At 45.9% G+C, this 21619-nt stretch carries 19 protein-coding genes; 6 read left to right on the top strand and 13 right to left on the bottom strand.

Translation table 11 applies throughout. The features are described 5' to 3' along the window. Window positions 1-62: 62 nt before the first annotated feature. Window positions 63-2606 carry a bifunctional 2',3'-cyclic-nucleotide 2'-phosphodiesterase/3'-nucleotidase gene (locus tag FZD51_RS16305; protein WP_148975721.1) on the bottom strand — a complete coding sequence of 848 codons (2544 nt, stop codon included), beginning with the start codon at window positions 2604-2606 and terminating at the stop codon, window positions 63-65. A 310-nt stretch (window positions 2607-2916) separates the two neighbouring features. Here FZD51_RS16305 and FZD51_RS16300 point away from each other — a divergent pair, with 310 nt between their 5' ends. Then, on the top strand, window positions 2917-3486 hold the full coding sequence (locus FZD51_RS16300; protein WP_148975720.1) for a transposase: 570 nt from the start codon (window positions 2917-2919) through the stop codon (window positions 3484-3486). A 108-nt stretch (window positions 3487-3594) separates the two neighbouring features. Here FZD51_RS16300 and FZD51_RS16295 read toward each other — a convergent pair whose 3' ends face one another. Further along, the gene (locus FZD51_RS16295; protein WP_148975719.1) at window positions 3595-4761 is read right to left on the bottom strand and encodes a hypothetical protein; all 1167 of its coding nucleotides are present in this window, start codon (window positions 4759-4761) and stop codon (window positions 3595-3597) included. Window positions 4762-5226: 465 nt separating this feature from the next. On the opposite strand from FZD51_RS16295, the gene FZD51_RS16290 reads away from it, so the two are divergent. Both FZD51_RS16290 and FZD51_RS16285 read left to right on the top strand, forming a co-directional pair. After that, on the top strand, window positions 5227-6849 hold the full coding sequence (locus FZD51_RS16290) for an SWIM zinc finger family protein (RefSeq protein ID WP_148975718.1): 1623 nt from the start codon (window positions 5227-5229) through the stop codon (window positions 6847-6849). Continuing rightward, on the top strand, window positions 6842-9670 hold the full coding sequence (locus FZD51_RS16285; RefSeq protein ID WP_148975717.1) for a DEAD/DEAH box helicase: 2829 nt from the start codon (window positions 6842-6844) through the stop codon (window positions 9668-9670). Before FZD51_RS16290 ends, FZD51_RS16285 begins: the two co-directional genes overlap by 8 nt. 3 nt (window positions 9671-9673) lie before the next feature. Here FZD51_RS16285 and FZD51_RS16280 read toward each other — a convergent pair whose 3' ends face one another. Further along, window positions 9674-10078, bottom strand: coding sequence for a hypothetical protein (locus FZD51_RS16280; RefSeq protein WP_148975716.1), 405 nt, complete (start codon window positions 10076-10078; stop codon window positions 9674-9676). 200 nt (window positions 10079-10278) lie between these two features. On the opposite strand from FZD51_RS16280, the gene FZD51_RS16275 reads away from it, so the two are divergent. Further along, the gene (locus FZD51_RS16275) at window positions 10279-10689 is read left to right on the top strand and encodes a helix-turn-helix domain-containing protein (protein ID WP_148975715.1); all 411 of its coding nucleotides are present in this window, start codon (window positions 10279-10281) and stop codon (window positions 10687-10689) included. Between the two features lie 141 nt (window positions 10690-10830). Here the strand turns inward: FZD51_RS16275 and FZD51_RS16270 are convergent, their stop codons facing one another. From FZD51_RS16270 to ssb, 3 genes are all read right to left on the bottom strand, one after another. After that, the gene (locus FZD51_RS16270; protein ID WP_148975714.1) at window positions 10831-14727 is read right to left on the bottom strand and encodes a S8 family serine peptidase; all 3897 of its coding nucleotides are present in this window, start codon (window positions 14725-14727) and stop codon (window positions 10831-10833) included. A 250-nt stretch (window positions 14728-14977) separates the two neighbouring features. Next, window positions 14978-15172, bottom strand: a complete 195-nt coding sequence (locus tag FZD51_RS16265) for a hypothetical protein (RefSeq protein ID WP_148975713.1) — start codon at window positions 15170-15172, stop codon at window positions 14978-14980. After that, complete coding sequence (gene ssb, locus FZD51_RS16260) at window positions 15169-15534, bottom strand: single-stranded DNA-binding protein (RefSeq protein WP_148975712.1); 366 nt, start codon at window positions 15532-15534, stop codon at window positions 15169-15171. Before ssb ends, FZD51_RS16265 begins: the two co-directional genes overlap by 4 nt. Window positions 15535-15799: 265 nt before the next feature. On the opposite strand from ssb, the gene FZD51_RS16255 reads away from it, so the two are divergent. Beyond that, window positions 15800-16231, top strand: a complete 432-nt coding sequence (locus FZD51_RS16255) for a YwpF-like family protein (RefSeq protein WP_148975711.1) — start codon at window positions 15800-15802, stop codon at window positions 16229-16231. A gap of 31 nt (window positions 16232-16262) precedes the next feature. On the opposite strand, the gene FZD51_RS16250 is transcribed toward FZD51_RS16255, so the two are convergent. The 6 genes from FZD51_RS16250 to FZD51_RS16225 all read right to left on the bottom strand — a co-directional run bounded on the left by FZD51_RS16250 (window position 16263) and on the right by FZD51_RS16225 (window position 19850). After that, complete coding sequence (locus FZD51_RS16250; protein ID WP_262380941.1) at window positions 16263-16652, bottom strand: hypothetical protein; 390 nt, start codon at window positions 16650-16652, stop codon at window positions 16263-16265. Window positions 16653-16762: 110 nt separating this feature from the next. Then, a complete protein-coding gene (locus FZD51_RS16245; protein WP_148975709.1) occupies window positions 16763-17086 on the bottom strand; it encodes a hypothetical protein in 324 nt (107 codons plus the stop codon). 234 nt (window positions 17087-17320) lie between these two features. Beyond that, a complete protein-coding gene (gene fabZ, locus FZD51_RS16240; RefSeq protein WP_009792674.1) occupies window positions 17321-17755 on the bottom strand; it encodes a 3-hydroxyacyl-ACP dehydratase FabZ in 435 nt (144 codons plus the stop codon). Between the two features lie 98 nt (window positions 17756-17853). Continuing rightward, window positions 17854-18120 (bottom strand): DNA-directed RNA polymerase subunit beta, encoded by a 267-nt coding sequence (locus FZD51_RS16235; protein ID WP_148975708.1) that lies wholly within the window; start codon window positions 18118-18120, stop codon window positions 17854-17856. Window positions 18121-18136: 16 nt separating this feature from the next. After that, the gene (locus FZD51_RS16230) at window positions 18137-18961 is read right to left on the bottom strand and encodes a flagellar hook-basal body protein (protein WP_148975707.1); all 825 of its coding nucleotides are present in this window, start codon (window positions 18959-18961) and stop codon (window positions 18137-18139) included. Between the two features lie 49 nt (window positions 18962-19010). Beyond that, a complete protein-coding gene (locus FZD51_RS16225; protein ID WP_148975706.1) occupies window positions 19011-19850 on the bottom strand; it encodes a flagellar hook-basal body protein in 840 nt (279 codons plus the stop codon). Window positions 19851-20310: 460 nt separating this feature from the next. On the opposite strand from FZD51_RS16225, the gene FZD51_RS26675 reads away from it, so the two are divergent. Continuing rightward, a complete protein-coding gene (locus tag FZD51_RS26675) occupies window positions 20311-20445 on the top strand; it encodes a hypothetical protein (protein ID WP_262380940.1) in 135 nt (44 codons plus the stop codon). A 157-nt stretch (window positions 20446-20602) separates the two neighbouring features. On the opposite strand, the gene mreB is transcribed toward FZD51_RS26675, so the two are convergent. After that, window positions 20603-21604 carry a rod shape-determining protein gene (mreB, locus tag FZD51_RS16220; protein ID WP_009792669.1) on the bottom strand — a complete coding sequence of 334 codons (1002 nt, stop codon included), beginning with the start codon at window positions 21602-21604 and terminating at the stop codon, window positions 20603-20605. Window positions 21605-21619: the final 15 nt, after the last annotated feature.

The raw sequence follows: 21619 nt of genomic DNA, 5'->3' as shown, positions 1-21619 counted from the left end.
GGGAGGTGCCTGTTTAAAGCAGAAGAAGCTCCCTGGGGAGGGAGCTTCTTCTTGTATGACATTTATTTCTCATTCATAAGGTAAATAACTTTCGCTGCCTGAGCACGGTTTGCTTTGCTGTTCGGCTTGAATTCTTTGCCGCCAAAGCCTTCCATGAATTTCAATTCAGCTGCTTTTAAGACTGCAGCTTTCATTTCAGAGTCAAGCTTGCTCAAATCGCTGAAAGGTGCATTTCCTGTTTTTACAGCACCATTTTGCTTTTCATAAGCTCTAATCAGCATTGTTGCCATTTGGGCACGAGTGATTGGCTTGTTTGGTTCAAAGGTTTTGGCTGTGATTCCTTTTGTAATTCCATTCTCATAGGCCGCTGCTATTTCAGTAGATAATGCTCCACCTACATCCTTAAATGGCGTCTTACCTTTAGCCGTTAAGCCAAATGAACGTACAAGCAGGCTTGTAAACTGACCGCGCGTTATATCAGCACCTGGCTTGAATTCAGTAGCCGTTACTCCTTTGATGATACCATTATCTGCCAGGCTATTGATATATTCGCTTGCCCAGTAGTTTGCTGGAAGATCTTTAAATGCTGGAGTTGGAGCTGGAGTGCCGCCTCCATTTTCATTGCCTTTACCAAGTTCAATCTTGAAGACTCCAGCTCCTTTTTCTGTTGTTTTGCCAGTGTAAGTGATATTGTCTGTTTCTTTGGCAAGTTCAGCTGCTTTTGGATTGCTTTCAAATGTTACGTTCGCTTTAACCGGAGTGAAATTCCAGTTGTTATCAACAGATGCATCGATTGTTTTGTTTGCTACTACATAGTTCATCATGGCCTGGCGATTTGAGTCCGGCGCTTTAAGGACGGTATTCACTCCACCCGGGTTCATCAGTTTGCTTCCTGCTGCACGGTAGTCATTTGTCGCAACAATGAATTCCATGCTGGCAGTTACCGGCTTGCCATTGAACTTCAGATTCTTAATGCGGTTTGCATTCGCATTAATCAGGTTCTGCCCTTTGTCATATTTAGGCTTGGAGGTAACATCCACATCATAAGTTACTCCATCAATAACATCGAAATTATAAGTCGGGAATTCCGAATTGATTAGAGGCTGTTCCTCTGTCTTTGCCGGATCAATTGTATTAAATTGTCCTGCAGACCACTCAAGCCATTCCTTGAGTGTTGAGCCATTTACCTTAACAGCATTGACTACGTTATTATCAAAAAGATACAGGTCGGCAATATTTTTCAGGACGATGGTTCCAGATTTAACATCTGTATAGTCATCTACTCCTCCACGGCCCGCTTTAAACGGTGCGGCAGCCGACAGGACAGGAATGTCTTTATATTTTGTACCTTTCAATGCATCTTTGACATACCATGTTTGTGCTCTATTTAAGATCTCCATGGCTGCATTATCTTTTACAAGACCAAAATAGGTGTTCAGATCACCCTTCAATTCTCCCACTGGAGTCTCCATATATTTAATAGTAGCATCGTGCTCTGCTTTAACTGCGGCAACGATTGCAGGATCTTCTTTTGCTGTTTGGTCTCCAACTGTTATTGGATCTAATTTAGCTTCGCCATCAGTAACATCCCATTTGCCATTGACTTTCTCGATCTTAAGATCAATCAGTCCAATGTTATTGCCCCATGAACCCGGCATTAAGGTAGGAATTCCATTGATGGTGCCTTTTTTATTGTCAATTCCGTTTCCATCCGCAAAAGATGGCTTCGCAGCGTTAGGGAACATTAAGTGCTGGTGGCCAGTCAGTATGGCATCGATTCCTTCAACCTTGCTCAAGTAGTAGGAAGCATTCTCGATTCCTTCGACATACTCTTTCATTTTGCCATCCTGGTCATAGTCCGCAATGCCGGAATGTGATAAAACTACTACTATATCAGCACCTGCCGCTTTCATTTCAGGGACCACTTTTTTGGCAGATTTCACAATATCTTCTACAACAAGTTTGCCTTCAAGGTGCTTAGCATCCCAGTTCATGATCCCTTGAGGAACGAAACCGGTTACACCGACTTTAATGGTATGCTCTTCTCCATCCGTATCCTTAACTTTTTTCTCAAGGATTTGGTAAGGAGTAAAGTAGTTTTCTCCCTTTGTGTTCATTACGTTGGCATTCACATAAGGGAAATTTGCACCCTTAAGAGCTGAGTCAAGATACTCCAGACCATAGTTGAATTCATGGTTACCAAGTGTTGCGGCATCATAGCCCAACAGATTCATAGCTTTATATACAGGGTGGACGTAGCCATCCTTCATTAAACCTTTATTAGATACATAGTCACCCAGCGGGCTTCCTTGAATTAAATCTCCATTATCAAAGAGCATGCTGTTCTCTGCTTCTCCGCGCACCTCTTTAATTAGTGTTGCTGCTTTGGTTAAACCATAAGCTGTTGTTGAAGAACCTTTATAGTAATCAAAATTCATGATATTTGAGTGGATATCTGTCGTTTCAACAATACGCAAGTTCACAATGTCTTCATTGCTATTCATTACTTCTGCATATGTAATTGTCGGAGCTGCCTGCGGAATGATTAACCCTAATGCAAGCGCAGCGCCTGCAACTGCCTTTTTCCCAAATCTTTTCTTCATCATGATTCCCCCTTAGTTCTTAACAAACAATGTAATAATAGCATACAGAAGTGTCTGAATCTATCGTTTTTAATGAAAATTATTTTAATTCAAAACAAATTTACATTGCTAGTGACAGGCACCTCCCGAAATTTGTCGAAAAGCAAAACCCCTATAATCAGGTGCAGAACATAGGGGTTTTGCTGGAAATTCGTCCTTAGAGGACTATCACTTTTCACCTAATTTGATAGATTTCCATTATAAACAGAAGGAAAAAGGTGGTTTATAGTCAAATAATTAACAATGAATTCTATCTATTTTTAAGGAGGTAATTATGGCAAGACCAAAAAGAATCTGGAGTCCCAATCACTTCCACCATGTTGTGAGCCGGGGAAATTGGCGGGCCGATCTGTTCCAGGAAGATCATGACTTTGTATCCTTTATGAATCTTCTGCATTACTTTCACCGTAAGACCGGCCTGGAGCTGGCAAGCTACTGCTTGATGAGCAATCACTTTCATCTGCTGCTCCGGACCCAAAAAACACCGCTCCCCGGAGTGATGAGAAACTTGAACAAAGCTTACGCAGATTATTTTAATAAGCGCTATGGAGTGCAGGGACATGTATTTGAGAAGAGGTATTTCAGCAAGCCCATTTATGATGCATATGGCCTCCTAGAGGTCAGCCGCTATATCCACTTAAACCCCGTCGAAGCCTCAATTGTCGATCACCCTCTGGACTATCGCTGGTCCAGCTTCCGCTACTTTGACCCCACCCGTAAAAACCTTCCCGATTATTTGAATATTTCCGAGGTGTACAACCTCTTCGCAGGCAGAAATGACGCCCACAAAAAAACGGCCTATTATAAATGGCTGATGAAGAAATTTGAAGAGAGTTTGAGTTAGAAATTGGTGACAGGCACCTATACCACTTGCCCAAAGTGGTATAGGTGCCTGTCACTAAAAAAAAGAGGATGCCATTTCCGGCATCCTCTTTCTTTATTTAGCAGTATCTCAAGAAGCATCTTCGGCAGTGCTGTTGTTGCCTTGAGCTGAACCTGTATCAGGGTCTGCGCCAGCATCCTGCTGGTTGTCTGGTGCTTTTCCGTTATCTGCTGGTTTGTCTGATGCATTGTCCTTTTGCTCTCCTGCAGGTGGGGCAGCCTTCTCCTCATCTGCTGGCGGGACTTCTTTTGATTCTTCCGGTTTTGCAGATTCTTGATTAGCAGGTTTTCCGGTATTATCCGGTTTCTCTGCAGGAGGAGACTGATTGTTCTTCTCTTTTTCAGCTTTCGCTTTCGCTTTTGCTGCTGCCTCCGCTTCAATCTGCCCCTTTACTTTTTCAATGTTGCTTTTGATACTGGCTATCTCATTTTCCAGCCGGGCACTTTCGGTTCTGTATCTTTGCAGGCTATCTGTGTAAGACTGAAGGTTTTTCTCGGATTCATCAAGCAAACTTATAAAACTGACTTCTTCGTCCTCCAGCTTTTTTAAAACTTCTTTCAGCCCTTCTGTAGCTTGATTCATTGGTGTGAGCACTTCAGAGAAATAGACCTTCTCATATTTGCAGTCATTAATAGCTTTATCTTTAAATCCATTTATTTCGGCCAATAAATTTTCTATTTCCACTAACTTTAGGCTGCCGTTTGTTTTACTTTCTTTTAAGACGCTTTCCAGATAGCTCTTTATACTTTGTGAATAAGCTGCCAGCGCTTTAGACTTATTTTCCATTTCCTGTACTCCACTGTTAACAGCTCTCAATTGGCTTTTTACACTGTTCAATTGGCTTACCAGTGAATTCTTTTGAAAAGTCAGTTGATTTACCGCAGTTCCGCCCCCTGCATCAGTATTGTCTGAGTTAGTCTCGGAATCATCTAATTTGTTGTCATTAAGAGAGTTCAATTCTGAGATTGCAGTATTTTTTTCTTTTAGCTGCTCTCCGGCTATCATAGCAGCTTTGGCTTCCGCAATAACTTCTTCAGATAAATTTACCGCTAAATCCCGATAATCTTCTTCAATTACTTTAGGAAAAATAAAGCACGCTCCAATTTGGATTTCTTTTTCCTGGGTAGAATTGAATTGTGCATATGTAGGCGACGCCAGCTGGGCACCTCCGAGAATCATGGAGGAAAGCGCTGTACTCGCCGCAAAAGCCTTAAATAGCCTTTTGCGCTTTTCCATTCTTGCCCTCCTTATTTTATCTGCTCTTGGCTCCACTAATGAAATCCCTCCTCCTGAAAGAACCCCTTCTTCTTTAAGTTCACTACCGTTCGTTATATAGAATAATTATACATGGTCATCTTATATAATAAAAGAAAAAAGTAATTAATTTTTTCCGCTAGTACTTCAAAGGTCCCTAAGTTAATTATTATTCTTCAGCCATAGATATAAGTACAAGCTGATAAGGTATCCCCTAAAAAAGAAGCCTCCTCACGACCTTTATTGGGTGACAGGCACCTATACCACTTCCTCTAAGTGGTATAGGTGCCTGTCACCATCAACAACTCCCCCCCCCCGCCTTTTAGACTCCCGCCAAATGCGGTATAATAAAGGAATATGTATTTTATCGGAACGCTGTTGTTTTTGTGTGCTTTTTTGTGTTTTTCCATCCGGTTTTTGCCGGGTTAGAGTATAGGGGGGATTGTTATGGCGCAGATTCCTGAGCGGTATTTGGAGGGGCTGCAGTTTGCTGCGGGCGAGCTGAAGAGCCTGCTGAGGCCGGAGGACCAGGAAGATCAGAAGGTGGTCCAGAAGGGCCTGCTTTTGTATCATCAGGGGCTTGTGCATCAGCTGAAGTATGAGGGTGACCAGATTACGGCCGTGGTCCAGGATGTGACTCCTGCGAGGGTATCGCTTGATCTTGACTTCATTAACCATAGTGATTGCTCCTGTCCGCATGAAGGGTTCTGCCGGCACCGGATGGCTGCGTTTTTCTATCTGCTGTCCCAGGGAAGCAGTGTGGCTGCCTGGCTCAATGACTGGCGCCAGCCGGTCAAGGAAACGAAGACGGCGGCCCTGCAGGGGCTGAAGACGGCAAGGGATCTGCTGAAGGCGAACAAACCGCAGCAGGAGCCGGACTATGATAACTGGAAATCTTCCATAGAGGAAAGCTTTGATAAAATCCTGCTTGGCCAGGGTGACCCGAAGCCTTATGTGATGGCCGAGCTGTTCCAGGTCCATCTGCGGCGGCTCAGGGCAGCGGCCCCGGTCGAGCAGGAATGGCGGCTCCTTTATATGCTGATTGCGCATATTGTTTCTTTTAAAAAGCTTATCTCCCTGAGCATGGAGCTCGGCTATTTCGAGGATACGATCAACCGCTATTACCGCCATCTTTTCCATTACATGACCGAAGAAGCGGCGGATATTACAGGCAAGCTGACGGTCCAGTCAGTGCCTTTTGCGTTTGATGAATTCATCGGGAAGCTGAAAGAGGAAACAGCAGAGCTTCTGACGAACGATTTTGAAATTGAGTATGAGCGCGCGCACCTTTACCGCCTGCTTTGGACCCATCTTTTCAAGAGCAAGGAATGGCGGGAAGAGGAAGTCAAGAAGCTTAACAGCCTTCAGGAGGAGACGACAATGCCCCTCGTTGTGGGGGTGACCCATCTTTATATCCTTCTGCGTGAGGATGAGGATGCAATGAGTATCATCCAGGTCCCGAATGCGGCGATGACGCCTTATCTTTTATACTGGCTCGATTATTTCACCGCTCTGAAGGAATGGAAGCGGATGGCTCCGTTTGCCGAGGTGTTTGTCTCACGGCTGAAGGAGTATCTTGGCTGGAACAATGAATATAATGCCAGTATGGATTTTTCCAGGATGGCTTTGAAGGCACTGCGCCCCTATATTGGCGAGATGCGGCGGCCTGATCTGTATGAGAAAGCCATGATCCAGACGCTGCCGTACAGCTACCGGGAGTACGAGGATGTTCTTTTTGAACAGGAAAACTATGAAAAGTGGGCAGAGCTGCAGGCTTATATCGGCTTTGATATCAGCATGCTCCCTTCTGAGCGGATCAAGAGGATCCAGCAGGCAGAGCCTGAGATTCTGCTTGGGCTTTATCATCAGTCTGTGCAGGGCCATATAAATATGAAGAGCCGGGATCATTACCGGGAAGCTGTCCGCAAGATGAAGAAGCTGCGGACCATCTACAAGAAACTGAAGCGGCAGAATGAGTGGGAGCTTTTTCTGGAAATGATTCTTGAAAAGACCAGGCGGCTGCGTGCTTTTCATGAAGAATGCAAAAGGGGTAAGCTGATCGATGCTTAAAACACGTTTTATAAAAGTGAACGTCCAACAATATGATAGTGATACTTTTTTCATTGGAGCTTCTGATGAGCACGATAAATGGATGGTGCCGATCGAGTGGCAGAACCTGTTGTTCAACAATCATAAGGAAAGTTTTTTCGGGACGATGCTTGCACCGGCTGAGCTGGATGGCGCCCCTGGCCTCCTGGTCAACGGCTGGCAGCTCGCTACGCTGTTTGCGAACGAGCAGTTCAACCGCCTGATCGAATGGGACTGGGACGAAACAGCCGAGATCTGCCTTGCTGCCGGACATGCGCTTGAGGAGTCCATTCTTGAAAAAGAATGGGTGCCTGACTTCAAGGCTTGGGAGCGGAATGAATTTCACTGGGCGCTGCCTGAAAATGTCCTTTACGAGTTTGATGATTCCTTCTGGGAGCGTCCCCTTGATGAAGGAGAAGAGGAACGCTCTGTCAAAGCCTTCGTCCAGCATTGGTTTGACCGCTCTCTGAATGATTATTTGAACCGCAATAAAGAAATGAAAGAAATGTTCGGAAAAAAAATAGACAGCCTGCAAAATGAAGATATTGCGCCAAGCCAGCTGGCTGCCTACTTTGACGAAGAAAGCTGGCAGGAATGGATCGGGCTGAAAGAAAATGATGTACCTTTTACAATCGGCCTGAAGCTTGAAGAGCCTGCTGATATCGACAGCTTCTGGGACTTGTCTATTTTTCTGCGAGGAAAAAAGGATCCTGATCTGTTTGTCGATTACCGTGATGAAAGCAACTATCCGCGCGGCTGGATGAAGTATCAGGAGGTCATTGAACGGGAGCAGCAGCGCTGGATCAATGTATTCCCCTGGTTGAACGGCGAGGGCGGGCTGTCCACCCGCCTGACTGAGGATGAAGCATGGACTTTTTTGACAGAAGCCAGCGAAACGCTGCTTGCTCTTGGCGTCGAGATTCTCCTTCCTTCCTGGTGGCAGGCGATGAAGAATGCGAGCATGAAGGTGAAGGCCAAGGTAAAAGGAAATTCCGGCAGCCACCGCCCTTCCTTCGTCGGCCTGCAGGCGATGCTTGATTATGACTGGCGCTTCAGCATGAACGGAGTCGAGCTGTCAGAGGATGAATTTAATAAACTCGTTGAAGAAAAGCGCCGCCTTGTCTATATCCGCGGACGCTGGATCAAGCTCGACCACGGCTTTATCCGCCAAATCCAGGACTTGATGAAGAAAGCGGAAAAAGAGGGGCTGCATGTCCGCGATTTGATTGAGCAGGAATTGTCCGGAGAAGATGATTCAGAAGATGAGCTCGATAATCCGAAGGCGTTCGCCCGCATCCAGATTGAATTGAACCGCCAATGGAAGCAGATGGTGAAGCAGCTGCGCGAGGTGAACAATATCCCGCTCGCTGATCCTCCGGAAGCACTTCATGGTGAGCTGCGCCCATATCAGCAGCTTGGGATGAGCTGGCTGCTGTTCCTTAGGAAATACGGATTTGGTGCCATTCTCGCTGATGATATGGGGCTCGGAAAAACCGTCCAGCTCATTTCTTATTTATTGAAGGTGCGGGAGCAGGAGCAAGAAGGAGCCTCCCTCATCATTTGCCCGACGTCGGTGCTCGGCAACTGGCAAAAAGAGATTGAGCGCTTTGCCCCAGACCTTAAGGTGTATCTCCATTATGGTCAGAATCGCCTGAAGGGGCAGATGTTTGCTGAAGAAGCAGAGCGTGCGGATATTATTCTGACTTCCTATGGTCTGACACATATGGACCTGCCTGATTTCGAGGCTGTGACGTGGAGTGCTGTTGCTATTGATGAAGCACAGAATATTAAAAATGCGCAGACCAAGCAGTCGCGGGCGGTCCGAAAACTGCGCGGCAAACATCATATCGCCCTGACCGGGACGCCGATGGAAAACCGCCTCAGTGAGCTGTGGTCGATTTTTGATTTTACCAATCACGGCTATCTTGGCAGCCTTGGGCAATTCCAGAAACGGTTCATCCTTCCGATCGAGAAGGAAGATGAAAAAGAAAAAGTCCAGCAGCTTCAGGCGATCATCCGCCCCTTCCTCCTGCGACGGACGAAGAAGGACAAAGAAGTTGCCTTGAACCTGCCGGATAAGGTGGAGCAGAAGGAATATTGCCCGCTGACCGCAGAACAGGCTTCTCTTTACGAGCAGCTGGTCAAAGACACTTTTGCCGAGATTGAAAAACTGTCAGGCTTTGAGCGCAAAGGGCTGATCCTGCAGCTTCTGAGCCGCCTGAAGCAGCTTTGCAACCATCCTGCACTTTACTTGAAGGAAGAGAAGCCTTCGCATCTGCTGGAAAGGTCATCCAAACTTGAAAAGCTGAACGAGCTCGTCGATGCCGTCCTTGAGCAGGAGGAAAGCTGTCTCATTTTCACCCAATATATTGAAATGGGGCATATGATCCAAAAGATCATGAAAAAGCGGCACGGAATCGATGTGCCATTCCTGAACGGGAGCGTCTCAAAGAATGAGCGCGACCGGATGATCTCCAGGTTCCAGGATGGAGAATTCCCTGTCTTCCTGCTGTCCCTGAAGGCAGGCGGGACCGGATTGAATCTGACAGCGGCGAACCATGTCATCCACTATGACCGCTGGTGGAATCCGGCTGTAGAGAACCAGGCGACAGACCGTGCCTACCGGATCGGCCAGGAACGATTTGTCCACGTTCACAAGTTGATCTGCACAGGAACCTTGGAAGAGAAAATTGATCTGATGCTAGAGAAAAAGCAAACGCTCAACGACCAGGTAATCCAAAGCGAAAGCTGGATCACGGAGCTGTCCACCGATGATCTCCGCGATCTTGTGCATCTGGCTTAAATTTTATAAAGTCCGTTTCTGTCTTTTGTATTCCGCAAGAGATGGCAGCGGGCTTTTTTCTTTGGTTTTCACCCTGCTGTCAGGCACCTGGATGGCAAATGATACACTATTCCTGCTGGTTTTTATCAGCAGGCTCGATAAAAGGCTATAGTTTATGCTGCCAGTTTCACGGAGGAGGTTCTCTCTTCCGCCCGGCTCGTCGTCATACTTCAGCAGCTTGATATCAGTGTGATTTATCTTGGAATAGATACGGTGTGAGGTGTTTTGATCAAGGAGGATTTGGCAGTAGTGGGCTGATGGGTAGGGCTTCAGCAGCTGAAGGGCATCAAAAAAGCCAGGTTTGAAATTTAGATTGATTTTCTTCGCATCTGTTTTTTTAAAGTAAATCCTTTGCGGGTTTTTTTCCATATAAAATTTACACTCCCTTTGACTTGGAATCGTTTTCCAATTGTTATTTCGACAGCTTTCTTCAATTTTCCTTTATTCTATTTTTTCTTTTTCTCACGTGATTAAATTTCACGTAATTATATGTGAACCATTGTCACATACAGCTTATTCTTTTCCGATTCTCGTTACATTGAAGAAAAGCGATAAACGAGGGTGACAAGATGAGCTTAGGAGATAAGCTGAAAGAATTGCGGGATGCGAGGAATTGGAAACAAGAGTATGTGGCGGATTTAATGAAGATTGACCGGTCCACAATCAGCCGTTATGAGACCGGCAAGAGTATACCTCCCTACCAGACAGTCCTTCAATTTGCAGAGATTTTCGGAGCAGAAAAAGAATACCTGGTTGGGGAACTCGATGAAATGCTGAAGGATGCCGCCGCATCGTATGTATTGAAGGAAAGTCCTGATGACCTGGACATGGAAATGATCCGAAAGCTCCTCTTGCAGACTCCTTCCCTGAAAGAGGCAATGCTTGAACTGGCATCGCTCGACAGCAGGACCAATGAGTATATAGCCGGGATTCTGAAGGCAATTATTAAAGAGCATAAAAAGTTCAGGAGAATGACGTGAGTATTATTTTTGGGCGCTCTTTTAGCGGAAGGGGCGCTTTTTTGTGAGGAGGATTTGATTGGCGGTTTAGAGTCAGCAGGGAGGTTAGAAATGATAAAAACCGGCAATCCCACTCGGAGACTGCCGGTTTCTTATTAACTGCTACATTTTTTGTTTTCCAGGCTGGACAGGCAATGGTTTCCCAATCTTGACCGGATCTGGTTTTACAGGTGTCGGATTAATTGGCTTGCCTTTTTCTGTGCCTTTACCTTTGTCTGGTGTTTCACCTTTTGCTGGCGGTGTCTCGCCTTCTTTCAGCTTATAAAGCTCTATTGTCTTTGCCGTTTTGTTCCCTGCCAGGTCGACAGCTTCAAAGATGAACTGGTTTTCACCTTCGGCAAGTTCAAGCTCAATATTTTCAAAGACCTTCTCAATGCTTCTCATTGCATAAGGCTCTTTGAACTCATTGTAGAAGAGCTCGCTGCCATTTAAATAGAAGCGCAGTTCATCAAAATTGTCTGCTACCTTGACATTGACAACCGGGTTATCGGCATCATGGCTAACATATTTTGTTGAAGGAAGTCCGTTCACCTCCACTGAAGGTCCGGTTGCATCCACAAGAATTGTACGCTTGAAGGAGATTGAGTTTTTCGCTGTATCTGTTGCTTTAACCACAAACGAGTGAACCCCATCTTCAAAATGCATAGTAGTAGAGAATTCATATTGCTTCTTGTCTTCATTATAAGTGACATCGACTGATTTGCCGTCAATAGTGAATTCTTTGATGCCTGATTCTTCTTTGATTGTTCCTTTAACATTCAAATCATTTTTATTGTACACTTCCAGTGCTGCAGGCTCAGTCAGGTATACATATGGAATCGTTTTGTCTTTGCTGCCAACTTCAGCAGTAGACTCAGAGTAGTTGCCTGCATTATCGACTGCGACAACCGTTACTGTATCGCCAACTTCAAGTCCTTCCGGAAGAACGAACTCAGCAGTATCGCCATTTAAAGGAATCTCCAGGATAGATTCGTCATTGATATAGATATCAAGATAGGAAATTCCTGAACCTCCTGCATTATCAGCTGCTTCAATGGACAGCTTTGTATTATCATCCACTAGATCAGCTTTAACGCTTGGCACTACAGTATCGACTTTAACAGGAATCTTGACGCTTTGCCATTCAGCATCAAGGAAGTCTATTTTAGTCTTGATTTCATAGTAATACTGCCCGTCGGCGGCAATTTTGTTATTCAGCTTGCCGTCCCAGCCTCTGGCAGGAGTAAGTGAATAATTTGCTGCGGCTCCGCCATCATAATAATGCTTGCGAAGATCGTTTTCGGTCCTCAGCTTCCTTAGAACCTTGCCGTTCTCATCAACAATAGAGAATTCAGCTTTCTTTGCATTTCTAAGGAATGAAAGAATCGGAATCAGCTGTTCCTTCACTTTATCCCCGTTCGGAGAAATGGCGATTGCTTCGCTCTCAAATGCATCAGCAACAGGGTTGTAGCCTAAATAGCTGTAACTGTCTCCACTTTCATAAACAGCCCCTGCCATACCATAGAATGATTCTTGATCATCATATTTCATGCCATCAAGGATTGGCGCTTTATCCCACTCGCCCTTGAAGCCGACATACGGTACAGACAGTTCTGCATTTACATCATTTGAGTCTGTCAATGTGACAAAGCCTTCTACAAAGTAACCGTTCGGGAATACTTCGTCAATGTCCACCTGCGTTTCCCAGTCTCCAGTAATACTAGGCTCTACAACCTTAGCATCACTCACATCAACCGTTACATCAAAAGTGACAGAACCATTTGCCGGTACAGTAACTTCTGCTGTATCCCCGCCATTCACTTTAATGGAAGCATTCAAAATCTCCTGTGCCTCCAGGCTATCTGGATCCCAACCTAGTTCCCCGTAAGCCGCAAAGTCAGTCTGAAGGTTCGCACTTACATCATATACAGCTTCTTCATCGCTGTAGTTTTGCGCTTTCAAAGTAAACTCAAATGTGTCGCCTACTTCTTTAAGAGCAACCTTACCTTCATTGCTCGCTTCTTCCGTCACAATTACCGGAGTCTGAAGGGCAGAGTTCAGCTGCATGATACCTGACCCCTGACGTCGCGGTGAGTATGGAATCCCCCATCCAAATGCTGCGTTAACCGTTCCCTGGTCAATGACCGGCTTTGCCGTATTCATCATCAGGTTCTTCGCTACGTTTACACGGTCGAAGCCTGTTACGCCAAATTCATTGTCAACACGTTCGAGGACAAGTGCAGATCCTCCAGATACGTGAGGCGCAGCCATGGAAGTACCGCTCATCATTCCGTACTGGTTGTTTTCCAGCGTAGAATAAATCTGTCCGCCCGGGGCTGTAATTTCAGGTTTGAAATCCAGGTTAGGCGTCAGACCCCATGAAGTGAAGGCACTCATTTTGCCTGCTTCAGGGTTCGCTGATTTTGTTTTTTCGCCATTAAAGGAGATCGTTACAGTCTCTCCTCCATTAATTGCTTCAGCCAGTTTATCTCCATCCTGCTTCAGCATGAACAGCTGCGGGATGGTGATGGCTGGATCTGTCTGCATGTTTACATACCCATCAGCATTGTTATAGATAATAACGCCAACCGCTCCTGCAGCCTGGGCATTCAGCGCTTTTTCGGTGAACGCCAATTCGCCGCGCTTGATAAGGGCATACTTTCCCGCCACTCCTGTAAGTTCGGCAGGCTTGCCTAAACCGCCGTAAGCTACTTCATATGTCTTTTGGGATACATCATTCGGATGTACGTTGCTGGCAGATAAGAAGGCTGCCTTTCCGCTTTCATCACCAAATGTATAGTTCACTGCATCAAGATCCATGTAAGAATTCTCAATGGAAGCTACTTGAAGTGAGTCATAGCTCACACCAGGGGAGCCTGACACCCCGATGTCAGGGTTGGAAGCCCATGGATTGGCATGGCCATTCCCGTAGTGGGCTGAGTTGCCTGCAGAAATAGACATTAAAATGCCATTATCCACAGCTCTCTCGATTGCTTTTTGCTCCTGGTCCTCAGGAGAAACAAAGCCTGCTGTAGAACCAAGGCTCATATTCAGGACGTCTGCGCCTAATACGATGGCGTCATCGATTGCTTTTACATAGATATCACTATAAGTGCTTGGCATTTCCGGGTCATTACCGAAAACCTTCAATGCAAGGATCTGGGCTTCTGGCGCCACACCCTTGATTCCGCCGTTTTCTTCATCACCATTGGCTCCAACTGTTCCGGCAACGTGCATTCCGTGCATGGAAGCGTCAGGACCGATGTCGCGGATGGTATCATTTTCATCCATATAATTATAGCCATAAGGTACTTTTTCGGTATAAAATTTGCCAGGAAGTCCATTTGTATTAATAAAAGTCTGAACTTCTGCACTGGACAATTCTTCTTCAGTTTCATCGGAAAGGATCATATCACGGTGGGATGGATCTACACCTGTGTCAATGACACCAACAATCATTCCCTCACCCTTGAAATCATACTCTCTCCATGCTTCCTGGGCCTGTACGAGCTCTTTGCTGTAGAGCATCTCAGGCTTTTCTTCAGGGCGTGTATATTCGTGGACGATCTGTACACTTTTTACTCCGGAGACTTCCTTCACTTTTTCGATATCTCCGAACAAAACATCTGCACTGAAGCCATTGACTACAGTTGTAAAGCTTTCACGCTCAATAAGCTTTACCCTGCTTTTCTTGACCGAGTCTTTAACCTTCTGCTGCTCGGCAAGCTTTTGGCTGCTCAGCTGCTTCTTAGTTGCAGCCGGAAGCTCTTTGAATCTCTTATTCTGTTTTTGTGCATAAGAAATGGCAGGCTCGCCCTTCATTTCAACAATAACACGGACCATATCCGTGTTTTTATATTGCTTTTCAAGCTCGGCCTTCTTGATTTCCTGAATGGACTTTTGATTCTGCTGGCCTTTTGTGCTTCTTGCCTTCTCAGGCAAAGCGGCTGCTGAAACAGAAGACGAGAAAACCAATAAAAATAGTGCGAATACTGCTAAAAGCTTCTTGGCAGACTTCATGTCGTTCCCCCTTGCATCCTATTTATTCTGAATCTTTTTAATACTCTACTAAATTAACATAGTGTCAAGACAGTAGAAATGGGTATTAATACCTATTTATTAGACAATTTTCCCACTTGCTTTTTTACTAATGCAGGAATCTACATACCTTTCCATTAAAAGAAAAAATCCGACAGAAAATGTCGGAAAATGGAGTGATGGAGGGGGTGATTGATTTTCTATAATGAGGAAGATGGGGGTTGAAATCGGGCTACTGCGATGCAGCCAATTGGAGATCTTTATTTATTCCTGATTCAGCATCTGTGTGTATTTCAATGAGCATACACTCGAGCTGTTTAATTCTGATTGCCAGCTCTTCTGATTTTTGATTGCTCCTTCCTACCATTTTAATCAGCGTTTCTAACAGCGCTTCAGTATTGGATTTACATTCAGACTGCTGCCTCAATGGCTTACCAGCTCCTTTCCGCTGCTGCCGGCGGCAGTTTCCCGTTTCGGCTCAAGGAATCTTACTGTTTCAGCAATCACTTCGGTCACATACACCTTCCTGCCATCCTGGTTATCGTAATTTCTTGTCTGGATCCGGCCGGTTATCCCGATCAGAGATCCTTTTCGGCAATATTGGGCTGTGTTTTCCGCTGTTTTTTTCCATAAAGTACACTGAACAAAATCTGCTTCAATTTCACCCTGCTGATTGCGGTACTGCCTGTTCACCGCCAGAGTTATATTTGTAACCGAAATACCCTCAGCAGTTATTTTCAGCTCCGGATTTCTTGTTAGCCTTCCTACTAAAATAGCCTGGTTGATCATGTCTCATCTCCTCTCTGTGTGATGTGTCCAGTTTATTATGAATCGCTGACCGCGTAAAAAGGAGAAAAAGGTGTTATGGTGATAGTTTAGCGGCCTCTCGAATAGGGAATTTGGCATAAAATGCAATTTTCATAAGTTCCCTCTTATTGAAAAGGGAAATTTAGCCTATCTTGCATTTTTTTTTCGACACAGAGAAAAATTCGCTTTCACATGCTGCTGTGCTATAATTTAAAACAAAATAATCTAATAAAACCGGGAGGCCATTATGAAGACTTTTAAGTTGATCTCACTGCAGGTTGTTGAAGAGGATGGCTTGAAGGAAATCGCTCTCGATGACGGCCTGATCATCAATAAAGAGGATGAGTATAGCAACTGGCTTATTGAGGCCTATACCGACAAATCTTATACCAGTTATTTCTCTGATGCTCTTGACCGGCAAAAAGAGATGGTTGTCCAGGCCGTCATCACAAAAAAGGAAAACGATCCAGCTGCCTTCGTGACCAGGGTTTCATCCATTAAAGAGCTGGAAAATCACATTAGCGTTCTGCTTGAGGGCAGCCTTAAAAGAACTAAAAGTGATTATGCAGAACTGCTGCTGGACAGTCTCCTTCAATCAGGCATGGAGGGCGATGTGCTGCTGAATGAATTTAAAACTAAGATGAAAAGCAAGCCAGGGCTTGCTGCTGTTAAAAAATAAAAAAATCTCCTTCTGCCAGGAGATTTTTTCTTTATTTCTGCTTTTTTCTTTTCTTGAGTTTCTCAATCAGCTGTTTAGCCTCTGTCTTGCATGAATAATTGTATTCTTCACCTAATTCAGCCTGGAGATGTTCAATTTCTTCCATCTGCTCCTTGGAAGGCTCTTCCGAAAGAATCTTTTCAATCGTTTTATTTATTTTACCGGCAAGCTGTTCATGAAACTCCGGATCTGCCTTTGTCTCATCACTGAGCTGCGCGTACCAGGAGGCATGATTTGTAATATATTCCTTCCAGCTGTCGACAAATTCCTGCAGATTGAATTTATCTTCATTCCAGCCGATTTTATTCATATATTGTTCGAATGATGTTGAGATTGATCTTGATATGCTAATTTTCACACCTGGTGATAAATCTTTATACATGGAAATAAAGTACCCCCCAGTAAATTCTGTCTCCACAAGCATCATACCATATTTGCCTCATAGTATAAACTGCACGAAAAAAGAGCAGGTTCCCCTGCCCTTCTCATTCATTATTTATCTTTATTATCGTCATCCTGCATGTCAAGATCGTCTTCGACTGTATCTTCACCAGGATCGTTATTGTCTTCCATCATGTCTTTATCGTCATCTGTGTTCATGTCGCCGTTGTCGTTATTGTCGTCGATCACGCCGTTGTCATCTTCGCTGATGTTGCCGTTATCTTCGTTGTTGCCGTTCATGTCTCCGTTCATGTCGCCCTCTTCAACAGGCGTGTTGTCGTCTTCCGGAGGCGGCTCCTGGTCATTGTTACAGCCTGCCAATACCATTGCTGAAAGCACCGATCCGCCAATTAATGTTAAAAGCCTTTTCTTCATAAGTAAAAAGCTCCCTTCTGGTTGTTTATATTGACCTTGGTCTTTTCATATGATGTCCAAAAAAAGAAACAACTTGCATATAAAAAATTATTTTAGGGGGATTTTTATATGCAAGTTGTCACCTGCTGGCCAGGATAGTATATACATACACGTATATGGGACAAGCTAAACGTGTTAGTTTGTTATTTCGGTCTATTAAAAAAGAATGCCCGGCAGCCCGGACATCCTTTAAATTTATTCCTGCTTATCTCCAAGGGCGAACGTCAGCTCTGCTTCACAGACAAGCTCCCCATCTACTGTTGCGGTGCCTTTTCCTTTTCCGATGGCACCTCTTACACGCGTCATTTCCACTTCAAGGCGAAGCTGGTCGCCAGGCTTTACCTGCCTTTTGAAACGGCAGTTATCTATGCCTGCAAAAAAGGCGAGGCGTCCGCGGTTTTCCTCTTTTTTAAGCATGGCCACGGCACCGACCTGCGCCAGAGCTTCAACGATCAGCACCCCAGGCATAACCGGGTAGTCCGGGAAATGTCCGTTGAAGAATTCCTCATTCGCCGTCACATTTTTGATTCCGATTGCCCTTTGCGCCTCTTCAACCTCAAGGATGCGGTCCACGAGCAGGAAAGGATAGCGGTGAGGGATGATTTCTTTGATTTGGTTTATATCCAGCATAATTTAGTACCTCCTGCTAATAATAGGTATCATATATCTTTATTGTACTGTAAATGAACAGAAAAAAGGAAGGGCAAACCCCCTTCCCGGTAAAAAATTTATTCTTTTTCAACCAGATCCTTGATATGCATCCAGGTCGATTTTTCAAAAATATCGGATGCTTTGCCGCCGCCCATTACACTGTAGCCCACAAATGCTCCGAGGATGAGGCTTCCGGCAATTAAAATCAGCACAATGATGACTCGAAGCCAGATCGGGACAAGGCGTATGCGGATGATCCGTCTGCCGGCCGCTTTCTCTTGCGCTTTTTGTTTTTTCTTTTGTTCACGCGTATTGGCCGCTTCCTGGTTTTTCTTCACTAGCATCGATTTTTAATCCCCTTTACCTGATCCCGTTTACAAGCCCCATCATCTGGTCTGCCATTGAAATGGCGCGTGACTGGAACTGATAGGCACGCTGTACGGTAATAAGATCAGTCATTTCTTTTTGCATATTCACATTCGACTGCTCAAGCGCCCTTTGCTGGACACCTGCTTCGCCGCGCAGTGCGCCAGTCAAATCAGTCAACACATCAATCCCATCCGCGCCGGCAGCCAGTGACAGCAGATTGCCTCCCTGATGCTGCAGGAACTGGGGCTTATTGACCCTGACAATGCCCAGGCTGAACTCCTGCTCCAGGCCGGTGCTGTCCTTTGCTGTCAGGATGCCGTTCTCTGTAATGGCAAATTCACCGGGCTGCCCATTGATGTAAATCGGATTATCATCCTCATCCAGGACTGCGTTGCCGGCGCTGGTGACAAGCATGCTCTCTGTATCGGAGACAGGACTCAAGTAGAAGGCGCCGTCCCGTGTATATTGAACCTCTGAGCCTGTCTCTGTCTGGACAAGAACTTTATAAAGCTGATTCTCTTTCGTAAAAGCCGTGTCCAGCTGGCGGTCCGTCGTTTTGATGCTGCCCTGCGCCATCACGATCTGCGACTGGGCCAGCATCGCCCCGGTGCCCTGCCTCAGCCCATTAGGCGTCAGCCTGTTTTCATCAGCTGAGTTCGGCTGGTTGGCAAACTGCTGCACAAGCAGGTCTGTAAACGTGGCTTCCCTGCGCTTGTAGCCGGTTGTATCGACATTCGCCATATTGTGGCTCGTTATATCCATCTGCTTTTGCAGCTGGGCCAGCGTATTGGTGGCTGTAATCATCATTCTGCTCATAATATCCCCCTTATCGGGCTGCTGTTATTCGGAAGTCGGCTGGCGGCCATCATCCGATGCGGCCGACCTCATTCGCCATTTTTTCCATACTGCGGTCATATGCCTGCAAAACCTTCTGGTTCGCTTCAAACGCCCGGTAGGCTGTCATCATATCGGTCATCGTCCTGCTTGCATCCACGTTTGAGGATTCCAGGAATCCCTGCTGCAGCGCGAAGCCGGCTTCCGGATTTTCTGCTGCCTCTGCGAGCGGCGCTCCATCTTCAGTCCGGAACAGGCCGTCGCCTTCCTTGATCAGCTCTGCCGGATTTTCCGAGAAGCCGAATCCAAGCTGTGCGGTTTCGCCGTTTTCGCCTGTGATTTGACCGGCATTCGAGACAGTGAAGCGGTCGCTTCCAAGCTGGATCCGATTGTCCTGCCCGTCGAGAACGTACATGCCGGAAGCTGTAGTCAGGAAGCCTTCCCCATCAAGCGTGAAGTCGCCGTTACGCGTATAGCGCGTGCCGCCGTCTGCTCCTGCTACCTTGAAAAATACCGAAGCGCTGATACCTGTTTCCCCATCAGCCGGCATTGTGATATCTACAAGAGCCAGGTCAGTATTCTGACCGGTTTCCCTCAGGTCTCCCTGAAGGAAGTTAGGCGTGTTCTCCTGCATATAAACACCCGTGTTGATGCTGCCGATTTCCTTGTTCAGCGGCATCTTAAGCCTGTTCTGAACGGGGATTTCCAGCTGCCCTGCACTTTGGAGGAGCATTTCCGGAAATGCCCTCATCGAGGACTGATCCGCCTTGAAACCTGGTGTATTGCTATTGGCCATATTATTCGTAAGCATTTCCGTCCTTCGCTGCTGGGACAGCATCCCGGAAGCCACCGTGTAAAAACCTCTAAACATGTTCCACCTCTATATATTGACCGGTAACGACCGGACATCATTTCACCATCAAAAGGGACATACACTATTCTTGCGTTACTTTCTATTATAAAAAAAATCCGCCCAAGAAACAGCAGATTTTTGCAGAAAAGTGTCAATATGTGAAAAAAACAGCGGATTTTGCAGTTTGAGGTTGGGATTTTGGAGGGAGGAGTAATTTTTGATGAAGGTGGAGTGTGTTGGCGGTGCCTTGTTGGGAGTTGGCTTATTTCTATGCTGGTCAGATGCTGGGGGCTCGGCTTGGTGATTTGTAAGTATATGGGATTAGGAATGATTATGACTGAAACTGGAATGATTGATGAAAACGGAATGATAACCTCGAATTTAATGTTTTTTTGCTGATTAGGAATGGTGCTGCATTACGGCGAGTTGGCACAGGCATCGAGTGGTTATTTGTAAATATATGGAACAAGGAATGATTATGGCTGAAACTGGAATGATTATTCGCAAATCCGGAATGATTATTGCCGAATCCGGCATGATTATCAGCCAATCCGGAATGATTATTGCTGAGACTGGCATGATCTCTTCAAAATTTCAAAAAACTGCCTCCTAGATGGCATGCTCCCCCCTCCATTCTAATAACATCTCCTCGAAGATACCTAAATTTATGCCCATTCTCCCCAAGAACACAGCAAATCAGAGTCAAAACCTTCCCAAACTCCGGCCCAACCCACAGAAAAAAGCGCACGGACCCCCGCACGCTTTTTCCATTAGCCCAATCTTCTCTTAGGCAGTTTATCAATATTGTCCAGCATGATGCCGGTTCCGATTGCTACACAATCCATCGGGTTTTCAGCCACAAGGACCGGCACTTTAAGCTCTTCGGCCAGCAGCATGTCGATGCCATGCAGAAGGGCTCCGCCTCCTGTGAGGATGACACCGCGGTCGATGATGTCTGCTGAAAGCTCAGGCGGCGTCCTTTCAAGGACTGTTTTGGCAGCCTGGACGATGACCGCAACGGACTCGCGGAGAGCCTGCTCGATTTCGCCTGAGCGGACTGTGATTGTCCTTGGAAGGCCTGAAACCATGTCACGGCCGCGGATATCGATTTCTTCATCCCTCGAATCCGGGAATACAGTTGCGATATTGATCTTGATGTTTTCGGCAGTCCTCTCACCGATCAGGAGCTTGTACTCACGCTTGATGTAGTTGAGGATTTCGGCATCAAATTTGTCGCCGGCCATCTTGATGGAAGAGGATGTAACGATATCGCCCATTGAAAGGACAGCTACATCTGTAGTTCCTCCGCCGATATCTACAACCATGTTTCCGCTCGGCTGGAAGATGTCCATGCCGGCACCGATTGCAGCGACCTTCGGCTCCTCTTCAAGATAAACCTTCTTGCCGCCGCTTTTTTCAGCAGCTTCCTTGATTGCTTTCTGTTCGACGCTTGTAATATTGGTCGGGCAGCAGATCAGGATGCGCGGCTTGGATAAGAATCCTTTTACATTCAATTTGTTGATGAAATGCTTCAGCATCGCTTCAGTCACATCAAAGTCGGCAATGACGCCGTCCTTCAGCGGGCGGATGGCGACAATATTGCCAGGCGTACGCCCAACCATGCGGCGTGCTTCTTCGCCGACAGCGAGCACTTTATTATTGTTCCTGTCAATCGCCACTACAGATGGCTCATTCAACACAATTCCCCGGCCTTTTACATGAATCAGTACATTGGCAGTACCCAGGTCAATTCCAATATCTCTAGCAAACATTTTACTTTTTTTCCT

Source organism: Bacillus infantis (genome assembly GCF_008180445.1).
Taxonomy (GTDB): Bacteria; Bacillota; Bacilli; order Bacillales; family Cytobacillaceae; genus Bacillus_AB; species Bacillus_AB infantis_B.
This window is presented reverse-complemented; position numbering and strand designations above follow the sequence as displayed.